Origin of the sequence: Pseudomonas sp. P39-UII1, assembly GCF_039672635.1 — a bacterium.
In the GTDB taxonomy this organism is placed as follows: domain Bacteria; phylum Pseudomonadota; class Gammaproteobacteria; order Pseudomonadales; family Pseudomonadaceae; genus Aquipseudomonas.
The window spans coordinates 284831-305633 of record NZ_JBDFPP010000004.1; the positions used below are offsets into that span (position 1 = coordinate 284831).

The 20803-nt window shown below is 62.2% G+C and carries 16 protein-coding genes; 7 read left to right on the forward strand and 9 right to left on the reverse strand.

Going from position 1 to position 20803, the window contains the following annotated elements:
* Window positions 1-111: 111 nt before the first annotated feature.
* Complete coding sequence (mqo, locus tag ABEH27_RS08355) at window positions 112-1689, forward strand: malate dehydrogenase (quinone) (RefSeq protein ID WP_346613109.1); 1578 nt, start codon at window positions 112-114, stop codon at window positions 1687-1689.
* 225 nt (window positions 1690-1914) lie between these two features.
* Window positions 1915-2961, forward strand: a complete 1047-nt coding sequence (locus ABEH27_RS08360) for a class I SAM-dependent methyltransferase (RefSeq protein WP_346613110.1) — start codon at window positions 1915-1917, stop codon at window positions 2959-2961.
* 54 nt (window positions 2962-3015) lie between these two features.
* Here ABEH27_RS08360 and ABEH27_RS08365 read toward each other — a convergent pair whose 3' ends face one another.
* Both ABEH27_RS08365 and ABEH27_RS08370 read right to left on the reverse strand, forming a co-directional pair.
* Window positions 3016-4260 (reverse strand): saccharopine dehydrogenase family protein, encoded by a 1245-nt coding sequence (locus tag ABEH27_RS08365; RefSeq protein WP_039602482.1) that lies wholly within the window; start codon window positions 4258-4260, stop codon window positions 3016-3018.
* 34 nt (window positions 4261-4294) lie between these two features.
* Entirely contained in the window at window positions 4295-5392 is a 1098-nt protein-coding gene (locus ABEH27_RS08370; RefSeq protein WP_346613111.1) for a carboxynorspermidine decarboxylase, read from the reverse strand.
* A 236-nt stretch (window positions 5393-5628) separates the two neighbouring features.
* On the opposite strand from ABEH27_RS08370, the gene ABEH27_RS08375 reads away from it, so the two are divergent.
* A complete protein-coding gene (locus ABEH27_RS08375) occupies window positions 5629-6087 on the forward strand; it encodes a metallophosphoesterase family protein (protein ID WP_346613112.1) in 459 nt (152 codons plus the stop codon).
* A 96-nt stretch (window positions 6088-6183) separates the two neighbouring features.
* On the opposite strand, the gene ABEH27_RS08380 is transcribed toward ABEH27_RS08375, so the two are convergent.
* The 7 genes from ABEH27_RS08380 to ABEH27_RS08410 all read right to left on the reverse strand — a co-directional run bounded on the left by ABEH27_RS08380 (window position 6184) and on the right by ABEH27_RS08410 (window position 15041).
* The gene (locus ABEH27_RS08380) at window positions 6184-7101 is read right to left on the reverse strand and encodes a pyridoxal-phosphate dependent enzyme (RefSeq protein ID WP_346613113.1); all 918 of its coding nucleotides are present in this window, start codon (window positions 7099-7101) and stop codon (window positions 6184-6186) included.
* Window positions 7102-7242: 141 nt separating this feature from the next.
* Window positions 7243-8946 carry an amidase gene (locus ABEH27_RS08385; protein WP_346613114.1) on the reverse strand — a complete coding sequence of 568 codons (1704 nt, stop codon included), beginning with the start codon at window positions 8944-8946 and terminating at the stop codon, window positions 7243-7245.
* A 207-nt stretch (window positions 8947-9153) separates the two neighbouring features.
* Entirely contained in the window at window positions 9154-9993 is an 840-nt protein-coding gene (gene yghU, locus ABEH27_RS08390; protein WP_346613115.1) for a glutathione-dependent disulfide-bond oxidoreductase, read from the reverse strand.
* A 137-nt stretch (window positions 9994-10130) separates the two neighbouring features.
* Window positions 10131-11336, reverse strand: coding sequence for an NAD(P)/FAD-dependent oxidoreductase (locus ABEH27_RS08395; RefSeq protein WP_346613116.1), 1206 nt, complete (start codon window positions 11334-11336; stop codon window positions 10131-10133).
* Between the two features lie 81 nt (window positions 11337-11417).
* A complete protein-coding gene (locus ABEH27_RS08400) occupies window positions 11418-12473 on the reverse strand; it encodes a helix-turn-helix domain-containing protein (protein ID WP_346613117.1) in 1056 nt (351 codons plus the stop codon).
* Between the two features lie 120 nt (window positions 12474-12593).
* Window positions 12594-13529 (reverse strand): bestrophin family ion channel, encoded by a 936-nt coding sequence (locus ABEH27_RS08405; RefSeq protein ID WP_346613118.1) that lies wholly within the window; start codon window positions 13527-13529, stop codon window positions 12594-12596.
* 114 nt (window positions 13530-13643) lie between these two features.
* Window positions 13644-15041 carry a cytosine permease gene (locus tag ABEH27_RS08410; RefSeq protein WP_346613119.1) on the reverse strand — a complete coding sequence of 466 codons (1398 nt, stop codon included), beginning with the start codon at window positions 15039-15041 and terminating at the stop codon, window positions 13644-13646.
* Between the two features lie 232 nt (window positions 15042-15273).
* Between ABEH27_RS08410 and ABEH27_RS08415 the strand changes: the two genes are divergently transcribed.
* The 4 genes from ABEH27_RS08415 (at window position 15274) to ABEH27_RS08430 (ending at window position 20746) form a co-directional block, all read left to right on the forward strand.
* Window positions 15274-16161: an EamA family transporter gene (locus ABEH27_RS08415; protein WP_346613120.1), complete on the forward strand. Its 888-nt coding sequence runs from the start codon at window positions 15274-15276 to the stop codon at window positions 16159-16161.
* 248 nt (window positions 16162-16409) lie between these two features.
* Window positions 16410-18557 (forward strand): type I secretion system permease/ATPase, encoded by a 2148-nt coding sequence (locus ABEH27_RS08420; RefSeq protein ID WP_346613121.1) that lies wholly within the window; start codon window positions 16410-16412, stop codon window positions 18555-18557.
* On the forward strand, window positions 18554-19972 hold the full coding sequence (locus ABEH27_RS08425) for an HlyD family type I secretion periplasmic adaptor subunit (RefSeq protein ID WP_346613122.1): 1419 nt from the start codon (window positions 18554-18556) through the stop codon (window positions 19970-19972). Before ABEH27_RS08420 ends, ABEH27_RS08425 begins: the two co-directional genes overlap by 4 nt.
* Complete coding sequence (locus ABEH27_RS08430; RefSeq protein ID WP_346613123.1) at window positions 19973-20746, forward strand: hypothetical protein; 774 nt, start codon at window positions 19973-19975, stop codon at window positions 20744-20746. It abuts the gene before it with no gap.
* Window positions 20747-20803 lie beyond the last annotated feature (57 nt).

A 20803-nucleotide genomic window follows, 5' to 3' on the forward strand; every position in this document is an offset into this window, starting at 1 on the left:
TCGGGTTGATTGCAATAGCGGGTGATCAACGGCGCTTGCGCAAGGCCGATACCCGAGCAAATCCGTCAGCTAAGCTTGTGCTGGACTTTACCGATAGCTGCGGGAGACAACATGAACATCACGCACAAGTCAAAGCTTGCCCTGGCCGGCCTGACGCTGGCTTTCGGCATGCTCAACGTTCAGGCCGCCGAGAGCAAAAAGGTCGATGTGCTGTTGGTGGGTGGGGGCATCATGAGTGCTACCCTGGCCGTCTGGCTCAACGAGCTGGAGCCAGGCTGGTCGATGCAGATGGTGGAACGGCTGGACAAGGTGGCCGAAGAGAGCTCCAACGGCTGGAACAACGCCGGTACCGGCCACTCGGCCTTGGCAGAGCTCAACTACACCCCGGAAAAGGACGGCAAGATCGACATCACCAAGGCGGTGGAGATCAACGAATCGTTCCAGATTACCCGTCAGTTCCTGGCCTGGCAGGTCAAGCAGGGGGTATTGAAAGATCCCCATTCCTTCATCAATACCACCCCGCACATGAGCTTTGTGTGGGGAGATGACAACATCCGTTTCCTGAAGAAACGCTACGAGGCGTTGCAGGCCAGCCCGCTGTTCAAGCCCATGCAGTACTCAGAAGACCCTGCGCAGATCGCCAAGTGGGTGCCGCTGATGATGGAGGGTCGCGACCCCAACCAGAAGCTGGCGGTGACCTGGACGCCGATCGGCACGGACGTCAACTTTGGTGAGATCACCCGCCAGTACGTGGGCTACCTGAAGACCCGGCCGAATTTCGACCTGAAGTTGTCCAGCGAGGTCGAGAACATCACCCGCAACGATGATGGCTCCTGGCACGTGGAGTACAAGAACCTCAAGGATGGCAACAAGGCCAGCACCGACGCCAAGTTCCTGTTCGTCGGCGCTGGCGGCGCGGCGCTGCCGTTGCTGCAGAAGTCGGGCATCGATGAGGCCAAGGACTATGCCGGTTTCCCGGTGGGCGGCTCGTTCCTGGTTACCGACAACCCGGCCCTTGCCCAGCGGCACATGGCCAAGGCCTACGGCATTGCCGCGAGCGGCGCGCCGCCCATGTCGGTGCCGCACCTGGACACCCGCGTGCTGGACGGCAAGCGGATGATCCTGTTCGGGCCCTTCGCGACCTTCTCCACCAAGTTCCTCAAGCAGGGCTCGCTGCTGGACCTGTTCGCCAGCGTCAGCGTGCACAACACCTGGCCGATGGTGCGTGTGGGCGTGCGTGAGTTCGACCTGGTGCAGTACCTGGTCGGCCAAGTGCTGCAATCGGACGACGACCGCTTCGAAGCGTTGCGCACGTACTTCCCGCAAGCGAAGAAAGAAGACTGGCGCCTGTGGCAGGCCGGGCAGCGGGTGCAGATCATCAAGAAGGACGACAGCCAGGGCGGCGTGCTCAAGCTGGGCACGGAAGTGGTGACCTCCAAGGACGGCAGCATCGCCGGCCTGCTCGGCGCCTCGCCAGGTGCCTCGACTGCGCCACCGATCATGCTCGATGTGATCAACAAGGTGTTCAAGGACAAGGTGGCGTCGCCGCAGTGGCAAGCCAAGATCAAGCAGATCATCCCGTCCTATGGCATGCGCCTGAACGACCATCCCGATGAGGTGCAGAAGGAGTGGGCGTATACCAATGATGTATTGCAGTTGAACCCGGCAGGCACCGGGGCGGTGCAGTAGCTGTCAGTGCTTGCGCCACTGCAGGGCCCGTCGCCGGTTTGATGGCGATGGGCTCAAGCTTGTGGTGTAGGCCAAATCTCAATGCCGTTCGATCAGCACATCTAAACTTACAAACAGCCCGCCGCTGCTCTCATAGCCGCGGGCACTCACCATTCATCCGACCACCGCTACCCCGGACCGGACATCCCTCGCTGACGGTGGCCTTCTTGCAGAGGAGGGCAGGTCATGGACGAGGCAAGGCTCCACGATTTCATGGGCAAGCTGGTGGGCGACATGGGCGCTGCGGCGACCCTGGCCAATGTGATTCTCGGTGATGAGCTGGGCTTGTACCGGGCCATGGCCGACAGCCAGCCGACCACCCCCGAGGCGCTCGCGGCCAGGACCGGCTGCCACCCACGGCTGGTGCGCGAATGGCTCAACGCCCAGGCGGCGTCGGGTTACATGGTCCATGAGCAGGGCAGTTTCGTGCTGCCCGAGGAACAGGCCATGGCATTGGCGCTGGAGGATTCACCGGCCTATATGGCTGGCGGGGCGGCGGTTGTGGCCGCGCTGTTTCATGACAAGGACAAGCTGGTGGCGGCGATGCGCGGTGATGGCGGGCTAGCCTGGGGCGACCACCACCCGTGCATGTTCAGCGGCACCGAGCGGTTCTTTCGGCCCGGTTACCGCACCTTTCTGGTGGCTGACTGGCTGCCAGCGCTCGATGGCGTGGTTGGCAAGCTTGCGGCCGGCGCCAAGGTGGCGGATGTCGGCTGCGGGCATGGCGCTTCGACGCTGGTCATGGCCCAGGCGTTTCCGGCATCGACGTTCGTCGGCTACGACTATCACGCGCCGTCCATCGCCACGGCGCGTGAGCGCGCCCTTGAGGCTGGGGTGGCGGAGCGGGTGAGCTTCCAGCAGGCGTCGGCGAAGGATTACCCAGGCTTTGACCATGACCTGGTGTGCTTCTTCGATTGCCTGCACGACATGGGCGACCCGGTCGGCGCGGCCCGGCATGCGTATCGGGCGTTGAAACCGGACGGCACGGTGATGCTGGTAGAGCCCTATGCCGAGGATTCACTGGACGGCAACCTGACACCTGTCGGGCGTTTGTTCTACGCCGCTTCGACGTTTATCTGCACGCCGAACTCGCTGTCCCAGGAAGTCGGGTTGGGCTTGGGGGCGCAGGCCGGGGAGGCGCGTCTGCGGGCAGTGTTCGAGGAGGCGGGGTTCAGGCAGTTTCGGCGAGCGACGCAGACGCCGTTCAACTTGATTCTGGAGGCCCGTAAATAAAGGCCTGAAAAAGCAGAAAGGGCGCCTTGCTGGCGCCCTTTCTGTTGCTGCGGCTTAGGCTTCAGCGTCCCAGGGACGATCGCCTTTTTCATCTTTTACGCGGGTCGGCAGGCCCATGACGTCCAACGCCTTGAGGAACGGCTCGGCTGGCAGCTCCTCGACGTTGACCATGCGCTTGGCATCCCATTCGCCGCGGGCGACCAGCAGGGCCGCGGCCACTGGCGGTACACCGGCCGTGTAGGAGATACCCTGGCTGTCGGTCTCGGCGTAGGCTTCTTCGTGGTCGGCCACGTTGTAGATGAACACTTCGCGCGGCTGGCCATCCTTGGTGCCCTTGACCAGGTCACCGATGCAGGTCTTGCCGGTGTAGCCCGGGGCCAGCGAAGCCGGGTCAGGCAGCACGGCCTTGACCACTTTCAGCGGTACCACTTCCAGGCCTTCGGCAGTCTTGACCGGCTGCTCGGAGAGCAGGCCAAGGTTCTTCAGCACGGTGAACACATTGATGTAGTGCTCGCCGAAGCTCATCCAGAAGCGCACGTTCGGTACGTTGAGGTTCTTCGAGATCGAATGGACCTCGTCGTGACCGGTCAGGTACAGGTTTTGCGAGCCGACTACCGGCAGGTCGTCGGTGCGCTTGACTTCGAACATGGTGTTGCTGGTCCACTGGCTGTTCTGCCAGCTCCATACTTGACCGGTGAACTCGCGGAAGTTGATTTCCGGGTCGAAGTTGGTGGCGAAGTATTTGCCATGCGAACCGGCATTGACGTCGAGAATGTCGATCGAATCAATGCTGTCGAAATACTGTTGCTGCGCAAGTTTTGCGTAGCTGTTCACCACACCCGGGTCGAAACCGACGCCGAGAATGGCGGTAATGTTCTTTTCTTGGCACTCTTCGAGGTGTTTCCACTCGTAGTTGCCGTACCAGGGCGGCGTCTCGCAGATCTTGCCCGGTTCTTCGTGAATGGCGGTGTCCAGGTAGGCGACACCGGTATCGATGCAGGCACGCAGCACCGACATGTTGAGGAAAGCGGAGCCCACGTTGATCACGATCTGCGATTCGGTCTCGCGGATCAGGGCCTTGGTGGCCTCGACATCAAGGGCGTTGAGCGAGAAGGCCTGGATGTCGGCGGGTACCTTGAGGCTACCCTTGGCCTTGACGCTGTCGATGATGGCCTGGCATTTGGAGATGTTCCGTGACGCGATAGCGATACGACCCAGTTCGTCGTTATGCTGCGCGCACTTGTGGGCCACCACCTTGGCGACACCTCCTGCACCAATGATAAGAACGTTCTTCTTCAATTTACCTGTTGCTCCTTACTTTTGAGGGCCGGTCTTACGACAGGCTGGAAACGTAGTCTTCGAAACCGAACTCGCGCACCAGTTCGACGCTGCCGTCGAGCTGCTTGACTGCGATGGAAGGCATTTTCAGACCGTTGAACCAGTTTTTCTTGACCATGGTGTAACCCGCGGTGTCGATGAACGACAGGCGATCGCCGATGGCCAGCGGACGGTCGAATTGATACTCGCCGAAGATGTCACCGGCCAGGCACGATTTGCCGCAGACCATGTAGGTGTGCTCGCCATCGTTGGGCGCCATCTTGGCGTTGAGGCGGTAGATCAGCAGGTCGAGCAGGTGCGCTTCGATCGAGCTGTCGACCACGGCCAGTTGCTTGCCGTTGTACAGGGTGTCGAGCACGGTCACTTCCAGCGAGGCGCTGTTGGTGATGGCGGCTTCGCCCGGCTCCAGGTAGACCTGTACGCCATAATGTTCCGAGAAGGCTTTGAGGCGCTCGCAGAACGCATCAACCGCGTAGTCTTCGCCGGTGAAGTGGATGCCGCCACCCAGGCTGACCCACTCGACCTTGTGCAGCAGGTGGCCGAAGCGCTCTTCGATGTGCGTGAGCATCTTGTCGAACAGGCCGAAGTCGCCGTTCTCGCAGTTGTTGTGGAACATGAAGCCGGAGATCTGCCCGATGACTTTTTCGATCTTCTCCGGGTCCCACTCACCCAGGCGGCTGAACGGGCGCGCCGGGTCGGCCAGCAGGTAGTCGGAGCTGCTCACCTGCGGGTTGACGCGCAGGCCGCGGACCTTGCCTTCGGACTGTTCGGCAAAGCGCTGCAGCTGGCCGATGGAGTTGAAGATGATCTTGTCGCAGTTCTCGAGCATCTCCTCGACCTCGTCGTCGGCCCAGGCCACGCTGTAGGCGTGGGTCTCGCCGGCGAACTTCTGGCGGCCGAGCTTGAGCTCGTACAGCGACGAAGAGGTGGTGCCGTCCATGTACTGCTGCATCAGGTCGAACACCGACCAGGTGGCGAAGCACTTCAGGGCGAGCAGCGCCTTGGCACCGGACTTCTCGCGCACGTACGCGATCTTCTCCATGTTGCTCAGCAGCTTGGTTTTGTCGATGAGGTAATACGGCGTCTTGATCATTTAAAGGCCCCCGGCCAGGCCGGCCAAAAAAAGGACACGCATTGTGCCTTCACTTGCTACAGATCGAAAGGGCGAGATAAGCATTTCGTCGCGGTCTTTGCCGTTGGGCGGGAATTTTCCCGAAGGCCGAAGGCTCATTGGAACAACGCTATGTGACATCCTGAGCGCTGGCGCTGCAGATAAAGGAAGAATCCGATGAGTAACCGATACCGAGCAGATGCGTACAGGAGCTGTGCATGAGGGTTGGCGTCATCGCTGATACCCACGGCTTGCTGCGCCCCGAAGCGGTCGATGCGCTGGTGGGCTGCGAGCTGATCGTGCATGCAGGGGATATCGGCAAACCGCAGGTCATCGAGGTGCTCGAGGCGCTGGCGCCGTTGCAGATAGTGCGGGGCAACAACGATGTGAAACTGCCTTGGGCGGCGCCACTTGCCGATGCGTTGCGTTTCGACATGGGCGGCTGGCAGACGCTGCTGGTGCACGACATCGCCGATGTGCCGGCGGCACTGGATGAGCCGGTGCGGGTGGTGATTACCGGGCATTCGCACAAACCGCTGATCGACTGGCGGGAAGGGCGGCTCTATCTCAACCCCGGCAGTGCCGGGCCGCGGCGGTTCAAGTTGCCGGTGACAGTAGCGGTGATCGAAATCGAGGGGGAGCGGCTGGTACCGCGGATCATTCCGTTACTGGATTGACAGTTCCGGCCTCATCGCGGGCAAGCCCGCCCCTACATACCCAGCGCCGCCCCTGTAGGAGCGGGCTTGCCCGCGATGAGGCCGGAACAGTCACTGTCAGTCGACCTGCTCCAACCACGCCTGAATCTGCCCCAGCGTCGCCGTTGCGCCGCCGCAGACCACAATCAGTACATTGCTGTAATCACCCAGCGTTTCGGCGTTGTAAGCCACCGCCAGCGCCGCTCCACAGGCCGGCTCCACCAACACCCGATGGTCCGCCAAAAACCGCTCGCATGCCTCGAGCGCTGCACGATCGCTGACCAGAACACTGTGCACCGGGTGTTCGCGTACGCACACCATGGCCTGATCGGCCACACGCTTGGCGCCCAGCGAAGTCGCCACCGAAGCCAGGCGCTCCAGCTCCACCGGGTGGCCCGCCTGCACTGCCGCATGCAGCGATGCTGCGCCCTCGGTTTCCACCGCCAGCACCGGCACATCGCCCCAACCGTTGCGCTTGAGCCCTTCGACCACACCACTGAGCAAGCCGCCGCCGCCCACCGACAGCACCACCGCATCGGGCTTGTATCCGCTCGCGGCGACTTCATCCACCAGGCTGGCGTGCCCCGCCCATAGCAACGGGTCATCGAACGGGTGGATAAAGGCATCGTCGGGGCCGACCAGGGTTTGTGCCAGCGCGTTGGCCTCTTGCCAGGAGCTGCCATGCACGACCACCTTGGCGTCCTCCTGGTGCAACAGTTCCTTGGCCCGCTCGGTGGTGGTTTCAGGCACCACGACGGTCACCGGCACGCCAAGTTTGCGGCCGGCATAGGCCACCGCAAGGCCGGCGTTGCCACCAGACGAGGACACGAAATGCCGTGCGCCACGGGCATGGTGCACTTCGCAGGCATGGCCGACCCCGCGCAGTTTGAACGAACCGCACGGCTGCAGCGCGTCGAGCTTGAGCCACACGGTACGGCCGGCGGCCAGTGACAGCGGGCGGGATTCGATCAGGGGGGTGTGGATATGCAGCGTCATCACGTAGCTCCATGCTTCAGTAAGAGCTGGATGGTAACGCGGGCTGCGGGGTGTATGTCGTTGAATCTGTGATGAGGTTGAAATCGAGCGCCGCGTGGGCGGCGCTCGATTTGGGCAATGGCGCAAACCTTCAGCGCACGATTACCTCAAAGCAGGCGTACGCGGCGGGATCATTCGGCGCGAACCGGTGGCCTCGAAGGCCGCAGCGAAGCTCAACAGGTTGTTGTCGCTGTAGGCGCGGCCGGCGAAGGTCAGGCCCACCGGCATGCCGATGTCGGCCATCACGCCCATCGGCACGGTGACGGTCGGTACGCCCAAGTGGCGGATGGCAAGGTTGCCGTTGGCCACCCAGATGCCATTGCTCCAGGCGATGTCCGCCGATGCCGGGTTGACGTCGGCATCGGCCGGGCCCACGTCGGCGACGGTGGGGAACAGCACCGCGTCCAGGCCTTGGGCGTCCATCCAGTCTTCCAGGTCCAGCTTGCGGGTTTTTTCCAGCCCGCGCAGGCCGTCGGGCAGGGTTTCGATCTGGTCCCAGGTCTTCAGGCCGCGCTTGGCCATGTTGACGTATTCGTCCATGCCGGCCGCCAGGTCATCCTCACGGTTGGGCAGGGTGCCGGGGTCGTGGGGGAAGATTTGCGGGCCATCGACGTCGGCCAGGCGGTTGAGCTTGGGGTCGTTGTTGGCGCGCAGGAAGTCGTCGAAGCCCCAGCCGGACAACTCCCACAGTTCGTCGTGGAGGAATTGCTTGCTGACGATGCCGCGGTTGTACACGGTCGGGGCGCCCGGGCGGTCGCCCTCGCAGTTGGACACCAGCGGGAAGTCCACTTCCACGACGTGCGCACCGGCCGCTTCCAGGGCTTGGCGCGCCTGCTGCCAAAGGTCGATGACGGTCGCGCGGGTGTTGATGCGCTGGCCGGTCGGGCCGCCGATGCCAGGTTTTTCGGAGGTGCCAGCTTCGGCGTCGGCATTGATGTACATGCGCGGCACGCCGAAACGCTTGCCTTTGAGGGTGCTGACATCAGCGGCCAGGTCCAGGTAGGAAGCCGGGCGCACCGAAGAAGCTGCCGGGATCGGTACCCATGGCTGCAGGCGCCACAGGTCGCCGCGCTTGTCGGCGTCGTCGGCAACCACGACATCGAGGATTTCCAGCAGGTCGGCCATGGTGCGGGCGTAAGGCACCACGACGTCCATGGTCGGCGTCAGCGGCCAGTTGCCGCGTACCGAGATCACCCCGCGCGACGGCGTGTAGGCGCACAGGCCGTTGTTCGAGGCTGGGCCGCGGCCGCTCGACCAGGTTTCCTCGGCCAGGCCAAAGGCACTGAAGCTGGCGGCGGTGGCGGTACCGGCGCCGTTGGACGAGCCGGAGGCAAACGGTGCGGTCAGGTAGTTGCCGTTGTACGGGCTTTCGGCGCGGCCATAAACCCCACGCTGCATGCCACCATTGGCCATGGGCGGCATGTTGGTCTTGCCCAGGCAGATGGCGCCGCCCGCGCGCAGGCGCTCGACGGTGAACGCGTCGCGCTGGGCGACCAGGTCCTTGAAGGCCGGGCTGCCGGAGGCGGCGGTCAGGCCTTTGACCAGGTAGCTGTCCTTGGCGGTGTAGGGGATGCCGTCCAGCGGGCCGAGCAGTTCGCCACGGGCGCGGCGGGCGTCGGAGGCTTCGGCTTCTTTGAGTGCTTCTGGGTTGCGCACTACCACGGCGTTCAGCGCAGTGGCGGTATCGGCTCCATCGTAGGCGTCGATACGCGCCAGGTAGGCCTGAACCAGCTCGACCGCTGTCGTGCGGCCGGCTTCGAGCGCGTCGCGCAGCTCGGCAATGGAAACCTCGGTTACCTCGATCATGCTTTCACCAAAATTTGTGCAGGTGGGGGCTTTTGCGAGGAGTGTACAAGAAGGGCACGGGGGACGCAGGTTTGCGCCGGGGCAAACGGATTTTTGCAACCAGGCATTGTCGGCGCGTTTCGTCTCGCCAGCCCGCAGTGCAAATCTGTGGCAGCGGCCTTGGCGCCGGACCGGTCGGAAGGGGGCCGCCAAGCGGCCCCGATACACTCAGGCCAGGTCCGCCGCTGAATGCCGCTCGGGCACCTGGCTTTGCTCATCACCCCAGGTGCGGTTGACCCGGGTACCCCGTTGCACCGCTGGCCGCTGAGCAATGTCTTCAGCCCAACGCTGCACGTGCGGATACTCCTGCACCGCAAGAAACTGCGCAGCGTCGTACAGGTTGCCGCGTACCAGCTGGCCATACCAGGGCCACACGGCGATATCGGCAATGCTGTATTCATCGCCACCGAGGTAGCGGCTTTCAGCCAGGCGGCGCTCCAGCACATCCAGCTGACGCTTGGCTTCCATGGTGAAACGGTTGATGGCGTATTCGATCTTCTCCGGCGCATAGACATAGAAGTGGCCAAAACCACCGCCCAGGTATGGCGCCGAGCCCATCTGCCAGAACAGCCAGTTCAGGCTTTCGGTGCGCGCAGCGCCCGCCTTGGGCAGCAGCGCACCGAACTTTTCGGCCAGGTACAGCAGGATCGAGCCCGATTCGAACACCCGTACCGGCGGCTCGACGCTGCGGTCGAGCAGGGCGGGGATCTTCGAGTTGGGGTTGACCCCCACGAAGCCGCTGGAGAACTGGTCGCCCTCGCCGATGCGGATCAGCCAGGCGTCGTACTCGGCGCCGCTGTGGCCAAGGGCGAGCAGTTCTTCAAGAAGGATGGTGACCTTCACGCCGTTGGGGGTGGCCAGCGAATACAGCTGCAGCGGCTGTTTGCCGACCGGCAGGTCCTGGTCATGGGTAGGGCCGGCGATCGGCCGGTTGATGCTGGCGAACTGGCCACCGGAGGCTGCGTCGTTGCGCCAGACCTTGGGCGGGACGTAAGGGTGCTTGCTCATGCCTGGAACTCCTTCAAAGGCGCAATACGGTCACGTACAGACGTGGACCTGCATCTATGCCATGGGTTCTGTGCGATGTGCAAATGCAATGGGCGCTGCAGGAGCGGGCGGGCCCGCCGCCGCAGGCGCTGCGTGGACTACGCCACTGGAATGGTCGGGTCTGCCGCCGCCAGTGCCGCGGCGCGGTCATTGGCGGCTGGTGGATAGATCCACACCGTGTTGATCTGCGACTTGAGCTGCTTGGCCTCGGCCTTGTCCGTCGGCGGCGACACCGTGCGCTCCCAGCCCTCGGTATACACCGCACCCCAGGCACCCAGGTCGAGGCAGGTCACGTACTTGGGCTGGCTGTAGGTCATCGGTGCCACGCCGATCAGTTCGGCTGCGGTATTGTTCCCCGCATAACGGCCCAGCGGGATGGCATGCTGGCACGACATCACCGCGTAGTTACCGGCTTCATCGCACGCCGCATAGGCCACATCACCCGCCGCGTACACCGCATCGTTGCCCTTGACCTTCAGGTTGCCATCCACATGCAAGCGGCCCTGGCGGTCGCGTTCGCCGCTGATCTGCTCGGTCAACGGGTTGGCCTTGAAGCCCACGGTCCACACCACCGTGCTCGCGTCGATGCGCTGGCCGTTGTCCAGCAGCACACCGTCGCGGTCTACCGACGCTACGGTAGCACCGCAGATCCATTCGACGCCCAGCGCCTCGGATGCCTGCTCGATGGCTGGGCGGATGCCGTCGCCCAGGGCCGCACCAATCCTGGCCCCGCGGTCGATCACCACCACCCGCGGTTGCGCCTGCTCGCCAAGAATGGCGCGCAGGCGCGCCGGCAGTTCGGTCGCGGTCTCGATGCCGGTAAAGCCGCCGCCGGCCACCACCACGGTGTTGCGTGCGGGCGTGTCGGGCTGGTTGGCCAACGATTTGAGGTGCGCCTCAAGACGCGCTGCACTGTCGATCTTGTCGACATCGAACACATGCTCGATGCCGACCATGTCCGGCCGGTTGAGCACGCTGCCGCAGGCCATGATCAGCCGGTCGTAACCCAGGCTGCATTCGGTACCGCTCTGGGTGCGGTAGCTGACGCGCTTGCTGGCTTCATCGATATGGAACGCCGTGCCTTGCACAAAGCGTACATTCACGGTTTCGAACAGCGCCTCCAGCGGCGCCGCCATGGTGTGCACTTCGGGTTCGTAAAAGCGTGGGCGCACGTGCAGTTCGGCCTGGGGTGCGAGCAGCGTCACCTCGACATCCGTGCGCCCGTGCAGGTCCAGTTGGCGGACGGCGCCGAGGGCGCTCCACAGGCCTGCGAAGCCTGCGCCAATGATCAGGATATTTTTCATCGTTGTGCTCCTGGAAGGTCCGGATAAACAAGGTAGTCCGTGTTTGCGGTCAACGATGTTACGGGCGACGAAGCGCGCACCCTAGGCCAAAGAACCCTGAATTTCGGCCAGCGGCACACAGCGGGCGAAGCGTGCGCGGTAGTCGCGCGGGGTGACTGCCAGGTGGCGCTGGAACGCCAGGCGCATGCGCTCTTCACTGCCGAAACCGCACTGCCGGGCGATCTGTTCGATGTGGTTGTCGGTGTTTTCCAGCAGGCGCCGCGCCGCTTCAAGGCGGAACACCTCGATGGCCTTGGCCGGGGTGCGGCCGGTCTTGAGTTTGTACACGCGGGTGAAGTTGCGCAGGCTCATGTGCGCCTGTTCGGCCAGGCGTTCGACGGTCAGTTGCGGGTCGCCCAGGTGGGCGTTGAGCCACAGGTGCAAGGCTTCGAACTCGGCGCAGTCCTGGCCCTGCAACTTGAGCAGCTCGCTGAACTGCGCCTGGCCGCCCGGGCGCTTGAGAAATACCACCAGCTCGCGCGCCACCTGCATCGCCACATCGCGGCCGCAGTCCAGTTCGACCAGCGCCAGGGCCATGTCGATACCGGCACTCACCCCTGCAGAGGTCCACACCGTGCCGTGTTGGACGAAGATGGATTCGGGGTCCACCTGCACCGCCGGGAAGTCGCGGCGCAGCACCTCGCACATGGCCCAGTGGGTGGCGGCGCGGCGGCCATCGAGCAGGCCGGCGCTGGCCAGCAGAAAAGTGCCGCTGCACACCGATGCGGTGCGCCTGGCGTGCAGGCTGGCGCGGCGCAGCCAGGCCACCAGCGGGCCGTGGCCGGGGAGGGTACGGATAATGTCCGGTGCGCCGGGCACGATCAGCGTATCGACGGCCTGGGTCATTACATCATCCAGGCGCTCGGTGGCCACCGTGAGGCCTTCGGCAGTGGGCTGCAGGCCACCGTCGAGGCTGGCGGTGTGCAGGCGATAGCCCGGCAAGCCACGTTCGGCCATGGCCTTGGTGGCGGCCCAGAACACCGTTTGTGCGCCGCTGAGGTCGAGCAGGCCCATGGCCTCATACGCGACGAAAACCACCACCCGGGGGTGGTCGATGGGCAGGAGCGGGGGGTCAAGCTGAGCGGCGATATCGGTCATGGTTGGGCCCGCTGGCTGAGAGGCGCTTCGGTCCCACGAGTATGGACAGCCTCGGCGCGCCCAGGCAACTGTCAGGCCACGGGTATCACCCCCCTCGGCGCCAGGCTCTGTATGAAAAGCCTAGGCGGCTGCCCCGGTGCGCTGCAGCTGAAGGCTCTCGACATCGCTGCACAGGTACAACGCACCGCGTTCCGGTGAGTTGAACATCGACCGCAGGTTGTGCTCGATATTGCGGCACAACTCATCTGTGCGAATGCTGTGCTGGCTGCAGCCAAAAGGCGTTTGCAGGTCGGTGCCGATGCGCTCCATGGCCAGCAGCATGCAGCCCACCACCGTGGAAACGATCGGGGTGAACCAGCCCAGTGTCGGCACAAGGCTCAGCGGCATGATTACGCAGAACAGGGCGCTGAAAAGCCTTGGGAAGTAGGTGTACGGATAAGGAAGCGGCGTGTTGGCTATCCGCTCCATGCCGCCTTGCCAGTTGGAGATGTCGACCAGGGTCGACTCGAGGCGGGCCAAGCGGATGCTGTCCAGATGCCCTCGTTTGAACTGCGCAGCGATCAGTTCTGCCGAACCGCTCAGTATGTCGTTAGGGAGATTGTGGGTTGCCGCCAGCCGGTCAAGGTCCTGGTCATGCAGCAATGGCGCCAGCGCTGCAACATTTTTCTGGCCCCGCAGGTGCATGCGCAAAGCATGCAGGTAAGCCACGTGACGTCGGATGAGCAGAGCCTTGCACGGGTTGATGCCGTCTTCATCGTCGATGAGCGTCAACACCTGACGGCCGAAGCTTCTTGAACTGTTGACCATGGAACCCCACAGGGTTCGGGCTTCCCACCAACGGTTGTAAGCGCTGGAATTGCGAAAGCTGATCAGCACGACAAGTGCCGAACACAGGAGCGTCAACGGCATGAGCGGTAACTCGATCCCGTAACCTTCTACCAGCATGGCATCGAAGGTGACCGCGATATCCCACACCATCAACCAGAAGAGCGACCAGCCGACATAGGTTATGGTACGGGACAGACATTTCCATTTGCTCATCAATGCAGCTTCCATATTGCATCACTCCAGTATCCAGGATGGAGGCGAACGCTCAGCGCCGTTTTCCTGGCCAGTCTATGAAGTGATGCTTAACGGGAGCTTAATCCGCGATTTTTCGCGCCATGGCAGTCACAGTGCGTCGGGTACGATCATGCTGGCCGGCGCGTCAGCCGCGCGGCGGCGCGCCACCCAGTAATACAACACGCTCGGCACCACCAGGCCGATCAGCCAGGACACGTCCACACCCCCCAGGTAGGCGACCATGGGCCCGGTGTACAGCTTGGTGTCGATGAACGGCATCTGAATCAGCACGCCCACGGTATAGACGCTGATGCCCGGCCAGTTCCAGCGGCCATAGCGGCCGTCGGGGTCGGCCAGGGCAGGGATGTCGTAGCGTTCCTTGGTGATGAAGTAATAATCCACCAGGTTGACCGCGCTCCAGGGCACGAAGAAGGTCAGCAGGAACAGGATGAACGACTTGAATGCGCTCAGGAACGAGTGCTGGCCGAGCAATGCCACCAAGGTGGCGGCGCCGACGATGGCGAGCACGAACACCAGGCGTTGCGTGCGGCTGATGGCCAGGTGGCCACGGAAACCGCTGATGATGGTGGCGATGCACATGAAGCTGCCGTAGGAATTCAGCGTCGAGATGGTCACCTTGCCGAAGGCGATGCAGAAGTACAGCAGCGCCGCCGTGGTACCGGCGCCACCCAGCCCGACGATGTAGGCCACCTCGCGCCCGGAAAACTGGCCACCGGCGATGGCTGCAGCGAACACGCCGAGGATCATCGAGGCCTGGGCACCGATCACCGAACCCAGGCCGGCGGCGAAGAAGGTCTTGACCGCCGAAGTGCTGCTTGGCAGGTAGCGCGAATAGTCGGCCACATAGGGGCCGAACGCGATCTGCCAGGACGCCGCCAGCGAAACCGCCAGCAAGAACGTCGCCCAGCTGAAGTGGCGGTTGTCGAGCAACTGGCCAATGTCGGCGAGCACCAGGATGCGGCTGAACAGGTAGACGAAGGCGATGATGCCCAGCACGCTGGCGACCCGGCCGATCCAGTGGATGACCCGGTAGCCGGCGAGCGTGGCGGCGACGATGACGGCAGCAAAAATAAGGATGCCGGCGCTGTCGCTGACGCTGAGCAACTGGCCGATGGCCTGCCCGGACAGCACCGTGCCGGTGGCGGTGAAGCCCAGGTACATCAAGCACACCAGCACCATCGGGATGGCCGCACCGTAGACGCCGAACTGCACACGGCTGGAGATCATCTGCGGCAGGCCCAGGCGTGGGCCCTGGGCGGCGTGCAAGGCCATGACGGCGCCGCCGATCAATTGCCCCAGCAGCAAGCCGATCAACGACCAGAACACGTCGCCGCCGAGCACCACGGCGAGGGCGCCGGTGACGATGGCGGTGATCTGCAGGTTGGCACCGAGCCAAAGGGTGAATTGGCTGTACACCCGTCCATGGCGTTCAGCTTCGGGAATGTAATCGATCGAGCGCCGCTCGAGCACGGATTTGCTGGACATTGACGGCTCCGCTTCATTGTTTTTGTGTGGGAGAGGGCCATTGGCGAGACGCTGCACGAATGGCGTCGCACCGATATGAGCATGTCTATACAAGTCCGGTCAAGTGAAGCCTGCAGGCCTTTGCAGATGGACTGTTGTGCAAGGCTGATGGGTAACTGTGCCGGTCCCCTGATATGAATTGGCCTTATGCTGTTACGAAATATGTCTAGAACGCCTGAAGAAGGAAGTAGCAATGCCGCTCAAGGACCTGCTGATCGCCCTGGTGGTGATCGTCGCCTGGGGAGTCAATTTCGTGGTCATCAAGGTAGGTCTAGACGGCCTGCCGCCGATGCTGCTGGGGGCATTGCGCTTTCTGCTGGTCGCGTTTCCGGCGATCCTGCTGGTCAAGCGCCCGAACTTGCCGTGGCGCTGGCTGATTGCCTACGGCGCGACCATCTCCCTGGGCCAGTTCGCTTTCCTGTTCCAGGCCATGTACAGCGGCATGCCGCCAGGCCTGGCCTCGCTGGTGCTGCAGTCGCAGGCGTTCTTCACGCTCGGCTTTGCAGCGTTGTTTCTGGGTGAGCGCCTGCGCCTGGCGAGCGTGCTGGGGTTGTTGGTGGCGGCCAGCGGCCTGGCGCTGATCGGCAGTGAAGACAGCGGCCACGTACCGCTGGTGGCGCTGGTCCTGACCCTGTGCGCCGGTGCCATGTGGGGCATGGGCAATATCATCACCCGCCGTTTCGGTTCGGTGGACCTGGTGGCGCTGGTGATCTGGGGTGGGCTGATCCCGCCGCTGCCGTTTCTGGCCTTGTCGTGGTGGCTGGAAGGGCCGGAGCGTATTGGCCATGCGCTGGCCAATATTGGCTGGAGTTCGGTGCTGGCGCTGATCTACCTGGCGTTCGTTGCCACCATGCTGGGGTACAGCCTGTGGAGCACGCTGCTGTCACGCCACCCGGCGGGGAAGGTGGCGCCCTTTTCCTTGTTGGTGCCGGTCATCGGGTTGAGTTCTTCGGCGTGGTTGCTGGGGGAGCGGTTGACAGCGGTGCAAGGGTGGGGCGCGCTGCTGGTCATGCTTGGGTTGTTGGTCAATGTGTTCGGGCCCAAGCTGGGGCAGCGGTTGCGGGCGGCAAGTGCGGGTTGATGGTTCAGGGATCTATTTGCAGAGGTGTTGTGAGTCGATCTCAAACATTTGATTGATTCTGATGGTAACTTTTCTCACGATGTAATAGATGTTTTCCTATGTGGTTTTTTTCCTCTACCGGAAACTTCCTACAACTAGCGTTTAATAGTGCGAAGCTTCCCACGGCATAGTCAGACCCATGTAGGACGCTTGTCCTATTGCTTCGCGCTAGTATCCCCTCATGTTGATTTATTACATGAGGTGGCACAATGCCGGATCCTTTTTATGGCGCTGATGCCAGGCCAGTCGACAGCGGGTTAGCGTGTCTCATCATGCTATCGCGTTACCACGACGTGGCTATTTCCGCGGAACAAGTACTACATGCCCATGTAGCACCGGGCGAGCACTTTTCAGATGATGCAATACTTCGTGTATTCAAACAGCTCGGCCTGAAAGCCAAGAAGCTCAACACCAGCCTGAAGCGGCTGCAGCATTTGCCGTTGCCCGCAATTGCTGTCGACACCCAGGGTAAATATTTCATCATCGCTCGGGTGGAAGACCAACGCGTTCTGGTGCAAGACCCGCATGTCGCTGCTGCACAAACCCTGACCCTTGATGAGCTCTCCGTCCGTTGGGGCGGGGGCCTGATAATGGTCCGTTCCGATGCCGCATTGCCCGATGGGCTATCGCGGTTCGACCTGACCTGGTTCATTCCGGCCGTGGTGAAGTACAGGCGGCTTCTTGGCGAAGTGCTCGTCGTCTCGCTGGTCATTCAAGTGCTTGCGCTGCTGACACCGCTGTTCTTTCAGGTGGTGATGGACAAAGTGCTGGTGCATCGCGGGCTGACCACGCTGGACGTGATTGCGCTGGGTTTGCTGGTCATCGTCCTGTTCGAAACCTTGCTCAGTGGCTTGCGTGCCTATGTAGCGGCGCACACGGCGTCACGAATAGATGTCGAACTAGGCGCCAAGCTGTTCAGTCACCTGATTGAACTACCGCTGGCCTACTTTCAGGCCCGGCGCGTGGGGGACTCGGTTGCCCGAGTGAGGGAGCTGGAAAACATCAGGAGCTTCCTGACCAGCAACAGCATCACGCTGCTGCTGGATGTGCTTTTCACAGTGGTCTTCATCGCCGTCATGTTCCTTTACAGCGGCTGGCTGACATTGTTGGTGGTCGCCTCGCTACCTTTGTACGTTCTCGTATCACTGGCGGTCACCCCGTTGCTGCGCGCGCGCATCGACCAGAGCTTCCAGCGCGGCGCAGAGAATCAGGCGTTTCTGGTGGAGACGGTGAACGGCATCGACACGCTGAAGTCGATGGCGGTGGAGCCACAGATTGCCCGGCGCTGGAACAATCAGCTGGCCGCCTATGTATCGGCCAGCTTCAAGACCCAGAACCTTTCCAACGTGGCGAACGAGAGTGTCGGCCTGATCGGCAAATTGGTCACGGTCGGCACATTGTGGTTGGGTGCGCGCCTGGTCATTGAAGGCGAGCTTAGCGTCGGTGAACTGATCGCCTTCAACATGCTCGCAGGGCGCGTGTCACAACCCATCATTCGCCTGGCCCAACTCTGGACGAGCTTCCAGCAGACTGGCGTATCGATCCAGCGCCTGGGCGACATCCTCAACAATCGTACCGAAATCAACCAGGCCAAGGGGACGGTGCTGCCTGCACTGGCCGGGCAGGTCGAGCTGGACCGCGTGTGCTTTCGCTATCGGCCGGACGGGTGCGAGGTACTACGCGATGTCAGCCTGAAGATCGCGCCCGGTGAAGTGATCGGCATAGTGGGCCGTTCGGGTTCGGGCAAGAGCACGCTGACCCGGGTGATCCAGAGGTTGTATTCCCCTGAGCGGGGGCGGGTATTGCTCGACGGTGCTGATCTGGCCGTCGCCGATGTGGCATCGCTGCGTCGGCAGATCGGTGTCGTGCTGCAGGAAAACATGCTGTTCCGGCGCACCGTGCGCGAGAACATCGCCCTTGGCAACCCCGCAGCGCCGCTCGAAGACGTAATCACCGCCGCGACGCTGGCAGGTGCCCACGCGTTCATCCTCGAGTTGCCGGATGGCTACGAAACCCTGGTCGGCGAGCACGGGGCCAGCCTGTCAGGCGGGCAGCGCCAGCGCATTGCCATAGCCCGCGCGCTGTTCGGCAACCCACGCATTCTGATCTTCGACGAGGCCACCAGTGCGCTGGATTACGAGTCCGAACGGATCATCCAGCAGAACATGGCGCAGATCTGCGCACAGCGCACTGTGATCATCATTGCCCATCGGCTGTCCGCCGTGCGCCATGCCGACCGCATTGTGGTCATGGAGCGGGGCCAGATCATCGAGCAAGGGGCCCACGACGAGCTGCTGAGCGACCCACACGGCACCTATGCCTACCTCCATCGGTTGCAGCTTGGGGCCGCCGTATGAGCGCGGCACTCCACGACCTTGCCGAGCGCTACAAAGATGCGTGGCGAGGTGCCTGGCGCCAGCGCCGGAGCATGGACGGCCCGCCCCGCGAGCGTGACGAACTGGCCTTTCTTCCCGCGGCGTTGTCCCTGCAGGAAACGCCGGTGCATCCCTTGCCGCGCTACCTGCAGTGGAGCCTGCTGGCATTCATTGGCCTGGCGCTGGCCTGGGCCTGTATCGGTGAGCTCGACGTGGTTGCAAGTGCCGAGGGCCGGATCGTGCCCAGCGGCAGGAGCAAGCTGATACAGGCCAGCGAAGTCGCGGTGGTGCAGGCGATCCATGTAGTCGATGGCCAGGCCGTGCGCAAAGGCGATGTGCTGGTGGAACTGGAAGGGCAGTTGACCGGTGCCGACATCAGGCGCCTGGGCAGCGAATTGCTGGCTGCGCAGATCGACCAGGCGCGCGCCACCACGTTGTTGAATGCACTGGACAGCAACGAGCCGCCTGCCTCTCTGGGGCCACTGATACCGCTGGCCACTGCCGCGCAGCAGGCCAGCGCCCAGCGCTGGCTGCAGGGGCAATACCTCGAACTGCGGGCCACGTTGGAGCAGGCCGATGCCGAAATCGGCCAGCGCGAAGCCGAGATTCGGTCTGCACAAGCGCGGGCGCGAGCCCTTGAGCAACTGTCGGTGATTACCCGCCAGCTCACGGCGGATTACAAGCAATTGTTCAGCGAGGCAGCGGTGGCCAAGCATACCTACCTGGAAAAGGAACAGGACCGTCTGGAGCAGGAGCGCGAACTGGCCATCCAGCGCTCGCGCATCGAGGAGCTGAATGCTGCGCGGCTGGCAGCGCAACACCGCCGCGCGGGCGCCATTGCTCAACTGAGGCGCGCCATGCTCGACCTGTTCGGTGATGCCGAGCGGCGAATCGCAACCCTGGCTCAGGAGTTGAACAAGGCCGAACAACGTCACCGGCTCAAGGCATTGATATCGCCGGTGGACGGCACCGTACAGCAACTCGCCATTCACACACAGGGCGGCGTGGTAACGCCTGCGCAGACGCTGATGGTGGTTGTGCCCACCGGGCAGCCTGTGGAAGTTGAAGTGAAAGTTGAGAACAAGGACATCGGGTTTGTCTACCCGGGGCAGGCTGTGGAAGTGAAGGTGGAGACGTTCACGTTTACCAAGTACGGGGTTGTGCCGGGCGTGGTGCTGAGTATTTCAGATGACGCGATTGAAGATGAGCGGCGGGGACTGGTTTATAGCGCTCGGATTGGGCTGGGTAAAGAATCGTTGCGTGTGGCGGAGAAAAATATGCCGTTAACGGCGGGCATGTCTGTGCGTGCAGAGGTCATTGTCGATAGGCGCAAGATCATAAGTTACTTTCTGAGTCCTTTGCAGCGACATGTTCAAGAAAGCTTGGGGGAGAGATAGATGGATTATGAAAAGGTAGGTTCTATTTTTTTTAACGTGATATGGGGTGCGCTTCGGATTTGCAGTGCGTTGATTGTAGTGGTACTTGGTTTTTGTTGGGCTGTAGTGGTCGTAATGTCCAAGCCTTGGGAGCCCGTGGAGAAGGTCATGGTAAATCCTTTGGTGTGCGGGAGAATGTCTGGAATCGTTTACGAGGTGCCAAGACGATATGTGATCTATTGGCCGGAATATGAAGGTAAGAGCTCTTGGGAAGTTGGGTTTACTAAGAATGCAAAAGGGTGTGACGCAAACTTCGTGTCGCTTTTTTTAGCCATGAGCTGGCCGGAACTTACGCCAGTTTCTTTTAGTGATGCGACATCATTTAACTTCAGCGGGGTGACTGTCGGCGTTGAGCCATGGGGGGCTGGAGAATCTGGTTTGAGAGCGGTGCTCAGGAGTTACCTGCGGGCAACGCCTGAAAGCATCGTTGCTCAAGCTGTTTACGATAATGAAATAGGCATGAGTTATGTGGAGGGGGTTCATCGGGCCTTTTCGGATCGCAAACAAGATTTTTTTTGGTTAGAGGAGGGTGGGGGTATGAAATACATTGTTTATTGTGTCAGCGCCTATCATGCGGATCAGTCATATTGTGATTTGAGGTACTTGCTTCCAGGTGCAGATGTGCTGGTGAGTATACAGTTTTTACGAGGGAGGCTAAGCGAATGGCGGAATGTTGTTAGCAAGGTTGATGGATTTTTGTCGAGTTCTGTGAAAAAGGATAATTTGAATGATTAGGTTGGAAGCTTCAGATGTAGAGAAAGCACGGAGTGCACTGGCTCAGCATGGGCCTGC